Raw genomic sequence first — 15724 nt, 5'->3', positions numbered from 1 at the left:
CGCCAGAACTACGACTATAATAGTCGTTCTTGGCTTATTTTGCGAGCCAAAAGGCGCTGCTGGTTCCGTCGCTAGGGAGCGATCCAGTGAAACTGATTCGGTCGTTCTGAATGAAGGCCCCGGCGATGACAGGCTGTGTGGAAAGCCTTGCAAATCAGATAGGATGGCCGCCTTGGGAACAGGGCGGCCATTTTCATGGGATATATCATCGGCGAGGATCGGGAACAGGCATCGCTTCTGCCGTCACGGATCGAGGACTACGTGGCGCCGGACGCTGCGGTTCGGGTGATCGACGCTTTTGCGGATGGTCTGGATCTGATGGCGCTCGGCTTTGTGCGCGCAGTTGCGGCATCGACGGGACGGCCCGGCTATGATCCGCGTGACCTTCTGAAGTTGTATGTCTGGGGTTATTTCAACGAGGTGCGCTCGTCGCGCCGGCTGGAGCGGGCATGCCGGCGCGATGTCGAGGCGATGTGGCTGATGCGAAGGCTTGCCCCCGACTTCAAGACGATTGCCGATTTCCGCCGCGACAACGGCCCCGCCATCGTCGGGACATGCCGTGCCTTCGTGCTCGTGTGCCGGGAGGCCGGTCTATTTGCGGCCCGTCTCGTGGCGCTGGACGGCTCGAAGTTCCGCGCCGCCGCCAGCCCGAAGAAGGTGATCGGCAGCCGGGAGATCGCCGAGGAGCAAGCCCGTCTCGACAACAGGATCGCCACCTACCTTTCCGGGCTGGACGCTGCCGACGCGAACGAACCCGACGATGAACCGGATGCGTATGGCGTAGCGCTTGCTGTCCTTCGCGCCCGGCGCGCCGAACTGGACCGGATGGCTGGAAAGCTGGAGACGCAAGAGCGCAATACGCTCGTCGAAGGCGAGGAGGATGCCCGTCCGATGCGCAGCGGCGGCGGCCAGAAGCCGCCCTGCTACAACGTACAGACCGCCGTCGATACCGACACGGGCCTGATCGTGCATCACGAGGTCACTGACGAGCCGACCGACCGTCGCCAACTTCATCCGATGGCCAGCGCCACCAAAGAGAGCCTCGACCTCGACACCTTGACGGTCGTGGCCGACAAAGGCTTCGACAACGGCGAGCATGCCAGCGCCTGCGAGCGGGATGGCATCATCACCTGCGTGCCCTCGCAGCGCTCGATCAACAATCAGGGGGACGGCACGCTGTTCGACCGCACCGCCTTCGCCTACGATGCGGCAACTGACACGCTCGCCTGCCCGGCGGGTCGCACCCTCGTGCGGAAGCAACTCCACCGCAAGAAGCGCAACGTCACTTACGTCTCACAGGACTGTTCCGGCTGCGCGCTCAAGCCGTCCTGTACCACCGCCGAGCGGCGCACCGTCAAACGCCACCTCGACGACGAGGCGCTCAACCGCATGGATGCCCGCGCCACGCCGCAGATGATGAAAGCCAGGCGATGTGCCGTCGAACATCCCTTCGGCACCATCAAACGAATGACAGCCGGCGGGCGCTTCCTGACCAGGAACCTGAAAGGAACCAGAACCGAAATGGCCCTTTCCATCCTCGCCTACAACATCATGAGAGCCGCCAACATCAAAACCGCCATCGCCTGAAACCAAAGAGGCCCCGGAAATACCGGAGCCTCCAATCAGTTTCCACACAGCCTGCTTTGGGTCGGGGCCTTGCGGGGGAGCCTCAGTCGGCGCGCCTGCCGTTGGGGCGGGACCAGATTAGCGAGAAGGTATCTTCGCCCTCGTCGTCGAAGAGGTTGGCGTAGATCGGGGCGTTGAAGCTCGGATCGTCGAGCTTGAGGCCCAGATAGTCGCGACCCTCGTTGGAGCGCTTGGACCAGGCGGCGCCGATCTCGGCGCGGCCGACCAGGACCCGGTGGCTGGGGGCGTTCTCGCCGGCGGCGCGCTGGTCGGGGACGATGCGCACGTTCTTGGCCTGGACGCTGAGGGTGACGATGTCGCCGGTGAACTCGTTCGAGCCGGTCTTCTTAAAGGTGCCGATGGTCGCCATTGTAAATCTCCGTTTTCCGTTCCCGAGCCCGCACCATGCGGTCTCGATGGCGATCGGCAGGCCGGAGGCGATCGACGGCGCACCCCTTGCTCAGGGTCCCCGGCGCAGTTGCGCGCTGGGGGTGAGAATGGGGCTAGACAGCCAAGGAGGGCTTTCTTGTTGCGCGCGGAATGACGGCGCAGCCGGCAGGGGAAGAAAGTTTGACGCGGCTGTTGCGGCATAGGCGATCGAGGCGAAGCCGGTCTTCAGCCAGATCAGGCCATTGGAGAGACCGTTTGGAGCGATCGAGGCACGGTCAGACAACGGAGAAAATGGTGCCCTCCCGCACCGAAAAGCCGGCGCCACGGCAGGGTTCAGCGGCTTCGTCTCCTCCCGCCAAGCCAACGTTGCTGCCTCCTGACCTCCCGTCGCCCTGAAAGAGATCGCCGCGCCGAATGTCCGGTGCCCCGCCAAGACATGGCTCTGCCCATACGGCGCTTCAGGGAGGTAATCGAGAACTACATAGGACTCTATTTCGTGGTGTAGCCGCCATTGACGAGAATCGTCTGGCCCGTCATCCACCAGCCGTCAGAGACCATGAAGCGAATATACGGGACGATGTCCTCAATGTCGGTGAGGCCGGTCTTCGAGTATCCCGACAGAGCTGCGGCGGTCTTATGGTAGGCGACGGCATCGGCGCCTTCGGCCGGATAGAAGAACGGCGTATCCATCGGACCTGGACCAATTGCCGTCACTGAGATGCCACGCTCGCCGAACTCCTTGGAGGCTGCGCGGGTAAAGTGTTCGACCGGAGCCTTGGTGCCGGCATAGCTAGAATAGAAGGGCGTGAAGGCGCCGAGCAAAGAGGTGACGACCGTCACCAGCTTGCCGTTGTCGTTCAGGTGCTTGCCGGCTTCCTTGATGAAGAAGAAGGCCGTCTTGGAGTTGACGGCGCTCATCCCGTCATATTCGGCCTCGCTGATCTCGACGATGGGCTTCTTCAGTACCTTGCCGACGGTGTTGATGGCGATGTCCGGACGGCCGATGGCGGCGACAGCATCGGCGAACAGTTTCTCGACGGCCCCGGCGCTGGTCAGGTCGGCCTGGAAGGCCACCGCTTCCGCGCCCGCAGCCTTGACGGCGGCAACGGTCGCATCGGCATCCGCCTTGCTGGCGGCGCTGTTGTAGTGGATCGCAATGGCTTTCGCGCCATGGGCGGCGAGATCGCGGGCGATCAGTCCGCCGAGGTTCTTCGCCCCTCCGGCGATGATGACGGTTTTGCCTTTGATGCTGTGATCGGTCATGGACGGCCTCCTTTGCCGGGCTGCAATCGCACCGGCGACCGCTTTTGTTGAGCAACCATATCCGCTAGGATTGGCCAATAAAGCTGATCATTCTGACATCACTTGTCAGAAAATCAGCACAATTGGAGTTCTGACTGTTTGGACCGCGTCGATCTGTTCCGCATGTTTGTGCGTGTCGTTGAATGTGCGAGTTTCACCCGCGCGGCCGACACGCTGGGCGTTCCGCGGTCCTCCGTATCGGCCGGCATTCAGGAATTGGAGGGACGGGTTGGGGCGCGGCTGCTACACCGCACGACCCGCAAGGTCTCCCCGACACAGGACGGCATCGCCTTCTATGAGCGCTGCCAGCGGGTCATCGCCGACGTCGAGGATACGGAAAATCTTTTCCGGCAGACCGCCGCCAAACCGTCGGGCAAGCTGCGGGTCGATGTCCCGGGGCGGATCGGGCGTCTGATCATCGCGCCGGCTCTGCCCGGCTTCCTCGACAAATTTCCCGAGATCGACATCGACCTCGGCGTCACCGACCGCGCGGTGAACCTGGTCGAAGACAGCATCGACTGTGTGCTGCGTGTGGGGCCGCTCAACGACTCAGGCCTGATCGCGCGGCCTATTGGAAAGTTGCTACTGATCAACGTCGTCAGCCCAGCCTATGTGACGCGGCATGGCACGCCAGGCTCTCCTGAAGATCTGGGAGATCACTGGGCGGTCAATTATGCTTCTCCGACCAGCGGCCGTGTTGAGGATTGGGAGTGGCTGGAGCAAGGGAAGCTGCATCGGGTTCCGTTGCGCGGGCGGGTCACTGTCAACAGCGCCGAGGCCTACATCGCCTGTTGCCTCGCAGGCCTCGGCATGATCCAGATCCCAGCCTATGACGTGAAACAGCATCTTGAGGCGGGAGAATTGGTCGAGGTGATGCCCGGCCATCGAGCCGAGCTGATGCCTATGACGTTACTCTATCCCCACCGCCAGCACCTTTCACACCGGCTGCAGGTATTTGCCGATTGGCTTGAGACGCTGCTGAAGGACAAGCTCTTATGAAGAGCAAAAGCCACCCGGGATCCGAAACGCCTGCGCTCAAGCGGTCCGGATGACCGAAGCGTCCTCGCCGATCATGCGTTAGAGGCAGTTTTTGCAGACGTCAGGATTACCGATCGGGCCAGACGCGACTGGCAAAGATCATGGTGAGGCCGAGCGCAGCGATCCTGATGAATTGCACGTTCATCTTCACAAAGGCCAACGACTGACCGGCGGGTTCCTAACCCCAGCTCCCGGCCGCCAGCCATTTGAGCGCGGACAGGCTTGGCATGAACAGATATTCGCCGCCCTTCATGACATTGAAAGTCTGCAAACCGTCGATGCGCTTGCGCGCCGGCGCCTGCGGGATCGTGAACCGGCCATCATCCTCATGCAGGCCAACGATCGGATCGCGCTCTTCGCCAAGGTCGACGAAATTGCCTCGGTTGATCCACTCCTGCTGCATGAACTCGATCGTGTCGTAGGCACGCGCGCTGATGAAGATGAAGAACAGGCCGCGATCGCCGTTGGCATCGTCCTCAGGCCCCACATCCTCGGAATAAACCGGCCCGAAGGTCGAGGAACGGCGAATGATGCGGTGGATGTTGACGTCGGTGAGCAGCGTCAACTCGGAATCGCGGGGATTGAGCCGTCGCATATGGCAGCCGAGCGGCACGACGCGGCCTTTGGGATCGTCCTTGAAGGTGAAGTCGTTGTTGCGCTGCGGATCGGCGCCGAGGTCGGGATCGTCGTGATCGTGCGCCAGCGTCAAGGGTGCGCCGGAGCGCCAGCGCCCGAACATCTTGGCGGCAAGGCGCTCGCGTTCCTCCGGCGTGTCGCCATGTGCCTTGAGGAAGGCGTTGAAGCAACCGACCCGGCTGTTATACTTGCGCATTACGACGAAGGTGCCGTTCCTTCCGAGAACCGCAGGCTCGGGCATGCCGAGCGGCTGGCCGTTCTCGCTCTCATAGCCGAGGATGAATTCGCCGGCCTTGATCGGCCGCTCCTCGCCTGGCAGCGGATCAACGCCGCTGCCCTCCACTGCGGGCTGGGAGATCGAATCCCGGAAACCGAACGGGTTTTTCGCGCCGTCCGGCGCGCCGAAGCGATGCTCGCCGAGCAAGGTGACGCCGCTGCTCCGGTCGAGTTCGGTGCGCGCCGTCGCCAGCGCCTTGTCGAGCGCATCATCGTCGACCGCGTAGATGGTCAGCGCGAGATGGCAGTTGCCCGGCTTGAACACGTCTTCCCAGTTTTCCGGCGCGTTGGGTCCGAAGTCGCGAAGCTGCTCCGCGCGTGCGGCCATGCCCTGCTGGAACGGGAGCGGAAAGGTCTTGAGCTGGGCGTCGGGAACGCCAAGCGCCTTCAGACCCTCGAAGCTGAGCGCAGCGCCGATCCAGAAATCGAGATCCTCGCTCCAATTGTCGGCCGAAGCGATATGCGGTGCCAGCCGGCCGAGAAGATTGCGGGCTCCCGCTGCCTCGTCGAAATGGAGCATGGCGTGAACGCCGACATAGGGTTCCGGCCGGCTTCTGAGGATCAGCGCCTGGATGTCCTGCAGGTCGAGCGTGACGCTATCCCGCGAGAAGTGCTCTTTTAGTTTCTGAAGGATCGCCATGGCTCAGCCCACCTTGTCCAGGAATTCGTTGACGGCATGTTCGAGCCGTTGGAGCCGGCGCACATCGACGACGGTGACCTGCGGATTGGCGACGAACCAGCCGGCGGCGGTGATCTGATGCTCGGCGATGAAGTCCTTGACCTCGGGGCTGGCGATGCCCGGCCAGCCCTCGACCGAGGCGAAGATCAGGTCCATCAGATCGGGGATCTTGGTGGCGAAGTCGTTGATATAGGTGTCCCAGTCGCCGTCATAGGCGGTGGCGAACAGGATGCGGGTGTCGTTGTCGAAGAACACGAACCGCATGTTGTGCAGCGTGCCGACCTTCTGCGCCCCGTCGAAATTGCCGTTCACCAGCCCGAATATGCGTTTCAGCCGATCCGCGCCGCCGGGCTTGAGGTTGGCGATGGCGGTGAGCTCGGAGACATTGCCGGACTGCGCGCCGACGCGACCGGCCGAGCCGGCTGTGCCCTTGAGGTCGGGATTATGCTTCGTCACCATCTGCTCGAGGGCGAGCTTGGCGAGCTGTGGCGCATCGCCAACCACTTCCTCGATGCGGCGGCGGATGGCCTGCAAGCGGGTTTCATCGATCTGCGGGGTTTCTTCGGTCTCGGCCATGGCTGGCCTCCTTTCGTGATTGCGTGTGACGATCGGATCGTCAGTCCGGAATGACGTCGATGCTCGCCGGCTCGACGCGCGGTTGCGCGTTCATTTCGTGGCGGTAGCGGGTGGATCGTTCATAGGCGGCGATGCGCACGCGCATGATCGAGCCGAGTGGCTGATGATCGCGGATACCGTGCCAGGGATTGAACGACAGCACATCATCGCCGTAGACGCGCCGCGCCGGCGAATAGGCCTCCTGTGGCGGGATGCGCAGGGTCGCGATCGGCTGGTGCGGCGAAAGGTCTTCCGGCCAGAGCACGGCGGCGTCCTCGACCGGCATCCTGTCGAGATCGGCACAGAGCTGAGCACGGAGCTGATACTCTGCGCCTTGCTCGCGGAAATGTTCAACCACCAGATCGCGCATGGTGGAATCCTCAACCGCGCCGACATCCTTGCCGGTCAGTGCACGGACGTTGTCGGAGAACGGCGCGGCACTGATCTTGGCGATATGGTCGCCGAAGCGGATCGCCGCCATCGAATGATAGGTTTCGCCCAGCAGATGGTTATTGTCGCGAGCGAGCCCGCGCAGCGTGGCGCCGGGCTCGACGCCGACCGCTTCGACTGCCGCCTCCACGCCGCGCGCGACCCCAGCCATCGCTCGCTGGAGAAAGGCCGGGTTATGGGCATTCTTCTCCAGAAGGCTGATGAGCTGGCGATATTTACCGATCGTGCCGAAGCTCAAGGTCGGGATGTTGACGAGCAGGAAATCCTGGTTGTGGCCCTGGTCTTCGGGGAGAAGCCGCTCGCCATCGACACCGATCACCTTGATCGCCATGCCACGCGGCGCGGGAATGGTATCGGAGTGGATGTCGCCCGGCGCCGAAGAGAGGCGGATCACCACCGGATAGTTGGCGGGTCGGGCGAACAAGCCCTGGCGCAGATGCGAGGGCAGTTCGTGAACGATCAGTTCGCCCTTCAGGAACCCATGGCTTTTGGCATGGGCGTCGCGCACGGCGTGGCGATGACGCTCGAAGGCCCGCCGGTTGGTGGTGGCCATGATCTCGAGGATCTCGGCGGTCAGCCGCTCCTCGTCCTCGCCTAGAACCTCCACGTCCGGGGAATAGCCAATGTAGGTTTGAGCCAAGAGCGCTCCTTCACACTGAGATTTCGTTGCCCAGGAACGATTTCGGGTCGAAATCGCCGTTGATTTCGGATATCAGTTGATATCGGTTTCACTGAGAACGCGGAACCTCCGAAAAGGTTTCGCACGTCTCGCCCGTTGGTTGGAGAATGAACCCATGCCGCTTACGCGCAAGGACACGCAGCGCCAGACGCGGGACCGGCTGATCGCGGCCGCGCATTCCTCGATTATCGAGGAGGGGGTCGCTGCCATGTCGATTCGCAACATCTGCAGCGCCGCAGGGCATTCGCAGGGCGCCTTCTACTCGAACTTCGCCAGCAAGGATGATCTGCTGGTCGAGATCCTGCAAAGCCATATCCAGGACGAGGTCACACTGCTTCGCGACCTGGTCGCGCACTGCTCCGGCGACGATATCGAGGCGACGCTGCAGGTGCTGGCCGCGCGGCTCGCGAAGTTGGCCGACGAGGCACAATGGTCACTGCTCTCGATCGAATTGCAGCTCCATGCCCGGCGCGATCCGGCTTTCGCCGAGCGGCACCGGGAGGGCAAGGCGGCCTGCTATCGGATGTTCGGTGAGCTCGTCGCCGATCTGACGCAACGCTTCGCACTTCGTCCGGCCTTGCCGCCGATGCAGACCGGTATCGGTCTTTACGCGCTCTGGATGGGACTGGCGGTGCAGGGCGATGTCGAAGGCGCCATGCCGCGCGACGAGATGCTCGTCGGCTTCTTCCGCGCCATGGCAGGACTGGGTTCGTCGCATGAGGAGCAGGCGTATTCGTGAGCGGGATCGTGTCAGATCGTCGACGCATCGGCTGCGATGAGCACGGACACCCACTCGTCGGCGAGGTGGATGAGCATCGGCGCTTCCATATCCGCTTCCGCGCCCGGGACGCCGACATCGACGAACTCGGCCATGTCAACAATGCGGTCTGGGTGACCTGGATTCAGGATGCGTCGGTGGCGCATTGGCTGACGGCCGCGCGGCCGCAGGATCGCGACCGGTTCGTCGCGGTCGTGCTGCGCCATGAGGTCGACTATCGCGGCAATGTCCGGGCGGGAGACGAGGTCAGTGCGATCACCTGGGTCGTCCGAGCGCCGCGGGGTGCCCGCTATGCACGATGTGTCGAATTCCATGCCGAAGACGGCCGGACGATCGTCGCCTCGCTGACCCAATGGGCCCTGGTCGATCGGGAAACCGGCAAGCTGGCCCGCGTCCCGGTGGAGGTGGCGGCTCCGTTTCTAAGTGACGATACCGCGCAGAAGGAAATTGGATGAGCGATATCAGGAAAGTGGCGGTTCTCGGCACGGGAGTCCTCGGGAGCCAGATCGCCTTCCAGACGGCCTATAGCGGCTTCGATGTTGTCGCCTACGACATCAGCGAGGAAGCGCTCGAACAGGCGCGCGCACGGCTGGCGGCGCTCGTCGAAACCTACACGAACGAGGTGTCGGGCGCGGCTGGCGGCAAGGCGGCCGGGGCGCTCAAGCGGATCGCTCTGCTGAGCGATCTCGGCGCGGCCGTCGCGGACGCGGACCTCGTGATCGAGGCGGTTCCGGAGGTTCTTTCGATCAAGCAGGCGCTCTACGAGAAACTGGCGGGGCTCGCGCCGGACAGGACGATCTTCGCCACCAATAGCTCGACCCTGCTGCCGAGCGACCTGAAGGCTTACACCGGCCGACCGGACCGGTTTCTGGCGCTGCACTTCGCCAACAGCATCTGGAAGTTCAACACCGCCGAGGTGATGGGCACGGACGACACCGATCCGGCCGTGTTCGATTCCCTGATCGCCTTCGCCTCCGCCATCGGCATGGTGCCGATCCCGGTGCGCAAGGAGAAAGCGGGTTACGTCCTCAATTCGCTTTTGGTGCCGCTCCTGAACGCGGCCGCCGATCTGGCGGCCGGCGGCTATGCCGAGCCGGAAGATGTCGACAAGGTCTGGCGGATCGCCACCGGCGCGCCGATGGGGCCGTTCCAGATCTACGACATCATCGGATTGAACACCCCCTACAACATCCTCTCGCATGGCGACGAGCATGCTCAGTCGCTCGCCGCCTGGCTGAAGGAAAACTACATCGACAAGGGCAGGCTCGGCATCGCCTCGGGCGAAGGCTTCTACAGCTACAAGCCCTCCGCAGACTGATCCCAACAAGAAGAACAGGAGTTCGCCATGCACTATAGCAGCGGAAACTATGAAGCCTTCGTGCGTCCCCGCAAGCCCGAGGGCGCCGACAAGAAGACGGCCTGGTTTGTCGGTTCGGGGCTGGCGGGGCTTGCCGGCGCGGCCTTCCTGATCCGCGACGGCGGCGTTTCCGGCGACCGCATCACCATCCTTGAAGAGCTGGAAATCCCTGGTGGCGCGCTCGATGGTCTGGACGTGCCCGAAAAGGGCTTCGTCATTCGCGGCGGCCGCGAAATGGAAGAACATTTCGAGTGCCTGTGGGACCTTTATCGCTCGATCCCCTCGCTGGAGATCGAGGACGCCAGCGTGCTCGACGAGTTCTACCGGCTCAACAAGGACGATCCCAACTTTTCGCTCCAGCGCACGACGCAGAACCAGGGCCAGGACGTGCCCGACAAAGCGCTGTTGACGCTAAACGACAAGGCCCAGAAGGACCTGCTCTCGGTCTTCCTCGCGACGCGCGAGGAGATGGAGAACAAGCGTATCAACGAGGTCTTCGGCGAAGACTTCCTCAAAAGCAATTTCTGGCTCTACTGGCGCACCATGTTCGCCTTCGAGGAATGGCATTCCGCGCTGGAGATGAAGCTCTACCTGCACCGCTTCATCCATCATATCGGCAGTCTCGCCGACTTCTCCTCGCTCAAGTTCAACCGCTATAACCAGTATGAATCGATGGTCCTGCCGCTGGTGAAGTGGCTGACCGATCACGGCGTCACGTTCCGCTACGGCGTCGAGGTCACCGATGTCGATTTCGACATCCAGCCCGGCCGCAAGCAAGCGACCCGCATTCACTGGAAAGAGCGCGGCGTCGAAGGCGGCGTCGATCTCGGGCCAGACGATCTCGTCTTCATCACGATCGGCTCGCTGACCGAGAATTCCGACAATGGCGACCACAGGACGCCGGCGAAGCTCAATGAAGGACCGGCGCCGGCCTGGGACCTGTGGCGCCGCATCGCCGCGAAGGATCCGGCCTTCGGCCGCCCCGACGTGTTCGGCGCCCATATCCCGGAGACGAAATGGGCCTCCGCCTCCATCACTGCCCTCGACGCCCGCATTCCGGCCTATGTCGAGAAGATCACCAAGCGGAACCCCTTTACCGGCAAGATCGTCTCCGCCGGTATCGTCACGGTGAAGGACTCGGCGTGGCTGCTGAGCTGGACGGTTCATCGCCAGCCGCATTTCAAGAAGCAGCCCAAAGATCAGATGATCGCCTGGTTCTACGCGCTCTTTGTCGATTGCCCCGGCGACTTCGTGAAGAAGCCGATGCAGGAATGCACCGGTGAGGAGATCACCCAGGAATGGCTCTATCACCTCGGCGTGCCGGTCGAGGACATTCCCGAACTCGCGGCATCCGGCGCCAGCACCGTTCCCACGATGATGCCCTATATTACCGCCTTCTTCATGCCGCGCCAGGCGGGTGACCGGCCGGACGTGGTGCCGGAGGGCGCGGTCAACTTCGCCTTCATCGGCCAGTTCGCGGAATCGAAGCAGCGGGACTGCATCTTCACCACGGAATATTCGGTGAGAACCCCGATGGAGGCCGTCTACACGCTGATGAATGTCGAGCGCGGCGTGCCGGAGGTCTTCAACTCGACCTATGATATTCGTACACTTCTTGCTGCGATCGGTCCGCTGCGGGACGGCAAGGGCATCGATCTTCCCGGACCGGCCTTCCTGCGCAAGCTGCTGATGAAGAAGCTCGAAGGCACGGAGATCGCCAAGCTGCTCGAAGAGTTCCATCTGATCGAGGAGTGAACAAAGACCGGAAGGCACGCGCGGCGTGTGAAAGGTGATGAATGGCCGACGACGATCAGAAGAGCGAACGCGCCGCCGAGGTGACTGGGGCGCACGGCCATCATCACCATCATGAGCCGGACGGCGAAACGCCGTCCGGTCACGTCGACCATGATCCGGTCTGTGGCATGGTGGTCGATCCCGCCAGGACCGCTCACAAGGCTGAGTATGAAGGCGAGCGTTACGCCTTCTGCTCGGCCGGCTGTAAGGCGAAGTTCGACGCCGACCCCGTGCATTATGCAGCACGGGTAGCGCATGCCGAGCCGCACCATGAGGGTGCTGCTACCCATGGCGATCATTCCCACCCTAGCCACACCCATAGACTTGATCGCCATGAGCATCACCCCGTTGCGGCGTTAACGGCAGCCGTAACGGAGGGCACGATCTGGACCTGCCCGATGCATCCGGAAATCCGCCGGGACGCGCCGGGCAGTTGTCCGATCTGCGGCATGGCGCTGGAGCCGCTGATCGCGGCGGCGGATGCCGGACCCAGTCCCGAACTTGCCGATATGACCCGGCGCTTCTGGATCGGCCTCGCGCTCGCCTTGCCCGTGTTCCTGCTGGAGATGGGCGGCCACCTGATCCCGGCGCTGCACCATCTGGTGCCGATGCACATCTCGATCTGGATCCAGTTCGCCCTGGCGACGCCGGTGGTGCTGTGGGCCGGATGGCCGTTCTTCGCGCGTGGCTGGGCGTCGATCGTCAACCGCAGCCTCAACATGTTCACGCTGATCGCGATGGGGACCGGCGTCGCCTGGGGATACAGCATCGTCGCGACATTCGCGCCGCAGCTCTTCCCGCAGGCTTTCCGTGACGCTGATGGCGCGGTCGCGGTCTATTATGAGGCGGCCGCCGTCATCACCGTGCTGGTGCTGCTTGGTCAGGTTATGGAGTTGCGCGCCCGGGAACAGACGTCCGGCGCGATCCGCGCGCTTCTCAATCTCGCGCCGAAGACCGCACGACGCATCGGGGCAGACGGTGTGGAAGAAGATGTGCCGGTCGAGGCGATTGCGATCGGCGAGCGGCTCAGGGTCCGGCCCGGGGAAACCGTGCCGGTGGATGGCGTGGTCGAGCAGGGGCGCTCATCGATCGATGAATCGATGGTGACCGGCGAATCCATGCCGGTGACGCGCGTAGTCGGCGAAGCGGTCGTAGGAGGGACGCTGAATCAGACCGGCGCGCTCGTCATCCGGGCGGAAAAAGTCGGGCGCGACACGATGCTGGCTCGCATCGTCCAGATGGTCGCGGATGCCCAGCGCTCGCGTGCGCCGATCCAGCGCATGGCTGATCAGGTGTCGGGCTGGTTCGTGCCGGTCGTCATCGCCGTAGCGCTGCTCGCCTTCGCGGCCTGGGGTGTATGGGGGCTAGAGCCGCGTCTGGCGCATGGCCTGATCGCGGCCGTTTCCGTGCTGATCATTGCCTGCCCCTGCGCGCTCGGGCTTGCGACGCCGATGTCGATCATGGTCGGTATCGGCAAGGGGGCGGCCGCCGGCGTTCTGATCAAGAACGCGGAGGCGCTCGAGCGGATGGAGAAGATCGATACTCTGGTGATCGACAAGACCGGGACGCTTACCGAAGGCAAACCGGCGGTGACCCGGATCGTCGCGGCGCCGGGATTTGTCGAGGAGATCATCCTGCGGCTGGCGGCAGGTGTTGAAAAAGCCTCGGAGCATCCGCTTGCGCGCGCGATCGTGGCGGCTGCCGAGGAACGAAAGATCGCCATCCCCGATGTCGCCGATTTCGACTCGCCGACCGGTAAGGGCGCGGTCGGCGTGATCGAGGGACGGCAAGTGGTGCTCGGCAGCACCGCCTTTCTCGCCGAGCATGGGATCGATACGGCGTCGCTCGCCGGGCAGGCGGATGAGTTGCGCCGCGACGGTGCGACGGCGATCTATATCGGGATAGGCAATGCCATCGGCGGCATCTTCGCCATCGCCGACCCGATCAAGGCGACCACGCCTGAGGCACTGAAGGCCCTGCATGCCGAAGGCATCCGCATCGTCATGCTGACCGGCGACAATCGCACCACGGCCGAAGCCGTCGCCAGAAAGCTCGGCATTGATGAGGTCGAGGCCGATGTGCTGCCGGACCAGAAGGCGGCGGTGGTAGAGCGCCTGAAGGCGCAGGGCAAGGTGGTGGCCATGGCGGGTGACGGCGTAAATGACGCGCCGGCGCTCGCCGCCGCTGATGTCGGCATAGCCATGGGATCAGGGACCGACGTTGCCATCGAGAGCGCGGGGGTAACGCTGCTCAAGGGCGATCTCACCGGCATTGTCCGCGCGCGACGCCTGTCGCAGGCGACGATGGCCAACATCCGCCAGAACCTCGCCTTCGCTTTCATCTACAATGCGGCAGGCGTGCCGATCGCGGCGGGGGCGCTCTATCCCACGTTTGGACTGCTGCTGTCGCCGATCATCGCTGCGGCGGCGATGGCGCTGTCGTCCGTCAGCGTCATTGGCAATTCGCTGCGATTGCGCGCCTTGAAGATCTGACGATCGGGCGATCCTCACCTAACGGCCACTGCCACCCGCAAATTGTGCTGAAAGCAAAACCGAGCCGCCAAACTTGAATGATCGTTCCAGAATCGCTATACATGGCTTATGGCAAGACCTCGAGAATTCGATACGGATGCTGCCCTGGACGGTGCGATCGCCGTGTTCAGCGAGCATGGGTATGAGGGCAGTTCGGCGCAGATGCTCGTGGACGCCATGGGCATCGGGCGGCAGAGCCTCTACGCGGCCTTCGGCGACAAGTGGCAGCTCTATTGCGCGGCGGTGCGGCGCTACGGCATGGGCGAATGCGCGGCGCATTTCGAGGCGCTTCGCAGCGGCGCGCGCGCCATCGACGGGATTGCCGCCATGCTGCGCCATGTCGTGGAGACAGCGTACACGCCCTGTCTCGGCGTCGGCTCGACCTGCGAGTTCGGTGCCTCGCGGCCGGACCTGGTCGATATCCATGCGGCACTGGGCAGGACATTGCACATGGCCATCGTCGCCCGCATGCGCGACGCGCAGCGTGAGGGCGATGTTGCAGCCAGCCTCGATCCCGAGGCTCTCGCGCAATTCCTGATCGCCAATATCGCCGGGATCCGCGTCGCCGGGCGTGGCGGCGCCGACCGATCAACCCTGGCTGCCCTGCAGGAGATGGTCATGCGCGCGCTGCGCTGACCCCTTTTTTGACCGATTGCGGAACGATCATTCAAGATAGGAGAAAGACATGCGAGCAGTAGTGATGACCGCGACCGGTGGCCGCGAGGTGCTGGAGCAGATCGAGCGACCGGAGCCTGTCGCCGGGCCGGGCGAGGCGCTGGTCGAGATCGCGGTTGCCGGGGTCAACTTCATGGATATCGGCGTGCGTCAGGGGATTGCCTGGACTGACATGCCCAATCCCAAGATCCTGGGCGTCGAAGGCGTCGGTCGAGTTCTGGCAGTCGGCGAAGGCGTCGAGGCTGTTCAGCCCGGCCAGCGTGTCGCCTGGGTCTATGCGCCCGGCAGTTATGCTGAGCGGATCGCGATCCCGGCAACGTCGCTGGTGCCGGTTCCCGATGCGGTCGACGATCGAACGGCGGCCTCGATCATGATGCAGGGGCTGACCGCCAGCCATTTCGCGACCGACTTCTATCCGGTGCAGCCCGGTGATGTTGCCTTCGTTCACGCTGCGGCAGGAGGTGTCGGCCTGCTCCTGACCCAGATCATCAAGTTGCGCGGTGGCCGGGTGATCGGTCGGGTTTCATCTGAGGACAAGGTCGCCGTCGCCCGGGAAGTGGGCGCAGACCATGTCATTGTCGACACGGAAGGGCGATTTGCCGAAGAGGCGCTGCGCCTGACCGATGGAGAGGGCGTCCATGTCGTCTATGACGGATCGGGACCGACGACGTTTCAGGGGTCGCTCGACGTTCTACGCCGCTCTGGCACCTTTTGCTGGTATGGCCCGGTGCTGGGCGGTCCGGGGCCACTCGATATCATGAGCCTGCCCAGGAGCATCAAGATCGGCTACGCGGTCTTCTTCGATCACGTGCATACCCCGGTCCTGCTTCGCAAGCATGCGGCGCAGCTCTTTCAGTGGGTCGCGGACGGCAAGCTCAAGGTCCGGATCGGCGGCGAA

14 protein-coding genes are annotated in these 15724 nt (G+C 63.5%); 9 read left to right on the top strand and 5 right to left on the bottom strand.

Going from position 1 to position 15724, the window contains the following annotated elements:
* Positions 1-195 precede the first annotated feature (195 nt).
* Positions 196-1587, top strand: a complete 1392-nt coding sequence (locus GB927_RS33945; protein WP_256121545.1) for an IS1182 family transposase — start codon at positions 196-198, stop codon at positions 1585-1587.
* A gap of 82 nt (positions 1588-1669) precedes the next feature.
* Here GB927_RS33945 and GB927_RS33940 read toward each other — a convergent pair whose 3' ends face one another.
* Positions 1670-1996 carry a DUF736 domain-containing protein gene (locus tag GB927_RS33940; protein ID WP_160788156.1) on the bottom strand — a complete coding sequence of 109 codons (327 nt, stop codon included), beginning with the start codon at positions 1994-1996 and terminating at the stop codon, positions 1670-1672.
* A gap of 509 nt (positions 1997-2505) precedes the next feature.
* The gene (locus tag GB927_RS33935) at positions 2506-3279 is read right to left on the bottom strand and encodes an SDR family oxidoreductase (protein ID WP_203316542.1); all 774 of its coding nucleotides are present in this window, start codon (positions 3277-3279) and stop codon (positions 2506-2508) included.
* 138 nt (positions 3280-3417) lie between these two features.
* Here GB927_RS33935 and GB927_RS33930 point away from each other — a divergent pair, with 138 nt between their 5' ends.
* Complete coding sequence (locus tag GB927_RS33930; RefSeq protein WP_151664186.1) at positions 3418-4317, top strand: LysR family transcriptional regulator; 900 nt, start codon at positions 3418-3420, stop codon at positions 4315-4317.
* Between the two features lie 217 nt (positions 4318-4534).
* Here the strand turns inward: GB927_RS33930 and GB927_RS33925 are convergent, their stop codons facing one another.
* From GB927_RS33925 to GB927_RS33915, 3 genes are read right to left on the bottom strand one after another with little or no spacing between them, the layout of a single operon-like run.
* Complete coding sequence (locus tag GB927_RS33925; protein ID WP_256121544.1) at positions 4535-5908, bottom strand: Dyp-type peroxidase; 1374 nt, start codon at positions 5906-5908, stop codon at positions 4535-4537.
* Between the two features lie 3 nt (positions 5909-5911).
* A complete protein-coding gene (locus GB927_RS33920) occupies positions 5912-6523 on the bottom strand; it encodes a hypothetical protein (protein WP_035219808.1) in 612 nt (203 codons plus the stop codon).
* Between the two features lie 40 nt (positions 6524-6563).
* The gene (locus tag GB927_RS33915; protein WP_197426846.1) at positions 6564-7652 is read right to left on the bottom strand and encodes a catalase family protein; all 1089 of its coding nucleotides are present in this window, start codon (positions 7650-7652) and stop codon (positions 6564-6566) included.
* A 154-nt stretch (positions 7653-7806) separates the two neighbouring features.
* On the opposite strand from GB927_RS33915, the gene GB927_RS33910 reads away from it, so the two are divergent.
* The 7 genes from GB927_RS33910 to GB927_RS33880 all read left to right on the top strand — a co-directional run.
* Complete coding sequence (locus GB927_RS33910; RefSeq protein WP_050746444.1) at positions 7807-8430, top strand: TetR/AcrR family transcriptional regulator; 624 nt, start codon at positions 7807-7809, stop codon at positions 8428-8430.
* On the top strand, positions 8427-8924 hold the full coding sequence (locus GB927_RS33905; RefSeq protein WP_197426847.1) for an acyl-CoA thioesterase: 498 nt from the start codon (positions 8427-8429) through the stop codon (positions 8922-8924). The genes GB927_RS33910 and GB927_RS33905 overlap by 4 nt, the downstream gene beginning before the upstream one ends.
* Positions 8921-9787: a 3-hydroxyacyl-CoA dehydrogenase gene (locus GB927_RS33900; RefSeq protein WP_256121543.1), complete on the top strand. Its 867-nt coding sequence runs from the start codon at positions 8921-8923 to the stop codon at positions 9785-9787. The genes GB927_RS33905 and GB927_RS33900 overlap by 4 nt, the downstream gene beginning before the upstream one ends.
* A gap of 27 nt (positions 9788-9814) precedes the next feature.
* Positions 9815-11581 (top strand): oleate hydratase, encoded by a 1767-nt coding sequence (locus GB927_RS33895; protein ID WP_035219816.1) that lies wholly within the window; start codon positions 9815-9817, stop codon positions 11579-11581.
* 41 nt (positions 11582-11622) lie between these two features.
* On the top strand, positions 11623-14112 hold the full coding sequence (locus GB927_RS33890) for a heavy metal translocating P-type ATPase (protein ID WP_107341352.1): 2490 nt from the start codon (positions 11623-11625) through the stop codon (positions 14110-14112).
* Positions 14113-14220: 108 nt separating this feature from the next.
* Positions 14221-14787, top strand: a complete 567-nt coding sequence (locus tag GB927_RS33885) for a TetR/AcrR family transcriptional regulator (RefSeq protein WP_037093117.1) — start codon at positions 14221-14223, stop codon at positions 14785-14787.
* Positions 14788-14836: 49 nt separating this feature from the next.
* Positions 14837-15724 (top strand): quinone oxidoreductase family protein (locus GB927_RS33880; RefSeq protein WP_198650718.1); only part of this gene is annotated, 888 nt, incomplete at its 3' end.

This window comes from Shinella lacus (assembly GCF_010994755.1).
Taxonomy (GTDB): domain Bacteria; phylum Pseudomonadota; class Alphaproteobacteria; order Rhizobiales; family Rhizobiaceae; genus Shinella; species Shinella lacus.
The sequence above is the reverse complement of the archived record's forward strand: the minus strand, read 5'-3'. Positions and strand labels throughout refer to the sequence as shown.

Coding starts and splice junctions, on each gene's coding strand:
- GB927_RS33900 (WP_256121543.1), top strand. CDS start 8,921: ATGAGCGATATCAGGAAAGTGGCGGTTCTCGGCACGGGAGTCCTCGGG.
- GB927_RS33910 (WP_050746444.1), top strand. CDS start 7,807: ATGCCGCTTACGCGCAAGGACACGCAGCGCCAGACGCGGGACCGGCTG.
- GB927_RS33920 (WP_035219808.1), bottom strand. CDS start 6,523: ATGGCCGAGACCGAAGAAACCCCGCAGATCGATGAAACCCGCTTGCAG.
- GB927_RS33895 (WP_035219816.1), top strand. CDS start 9,815: ATGCACTATAGCAGCGGAAACTATGAAGCCTTCGTGCGTCCCCGCAAG.
- GB927_RS33885 (WP_037093117.1), top strand. CDS start 14,221: ATGGCAAGACCTCGAGAATTCGATACGGATGCTGCCCTGGACGGTGCG.
- GB927_RS33925 (WP_256121544.1), bottom strand. CDS start 5,908: ATGGCGATCCTTCAGAAACTAAAAGAGCACTTCTCGCGGGATAGCGTC.
- GB927_RS33890 (WP_107341352.1), top strand. CDS start 11,623: ATGGCCGACGACGATCAGAAGAGCGAACGCGCCGCCGAGGTGACTGGG.
- GB927_RS33940 (WP_160788156.1), bottom strand. CDS start 1,996: ATGGCGACCATCGGCACCTTTAAGAAGACCGGCTCGAACGAGTTCACC.
- GB927_RS33935 (WP_203316542.1), bottom strand. CDS start 3,279: ATGACCGATCACAGCATCAAAGGCAAAACCGTCATCATCGCCGGAGGG.
- GB927_RS33945 (WP_256121545.1), top strand. CDS start 196: ATGGGATATATCATCGGCGAGGATCGGGAACAGGCATCGCTTCTGCCG.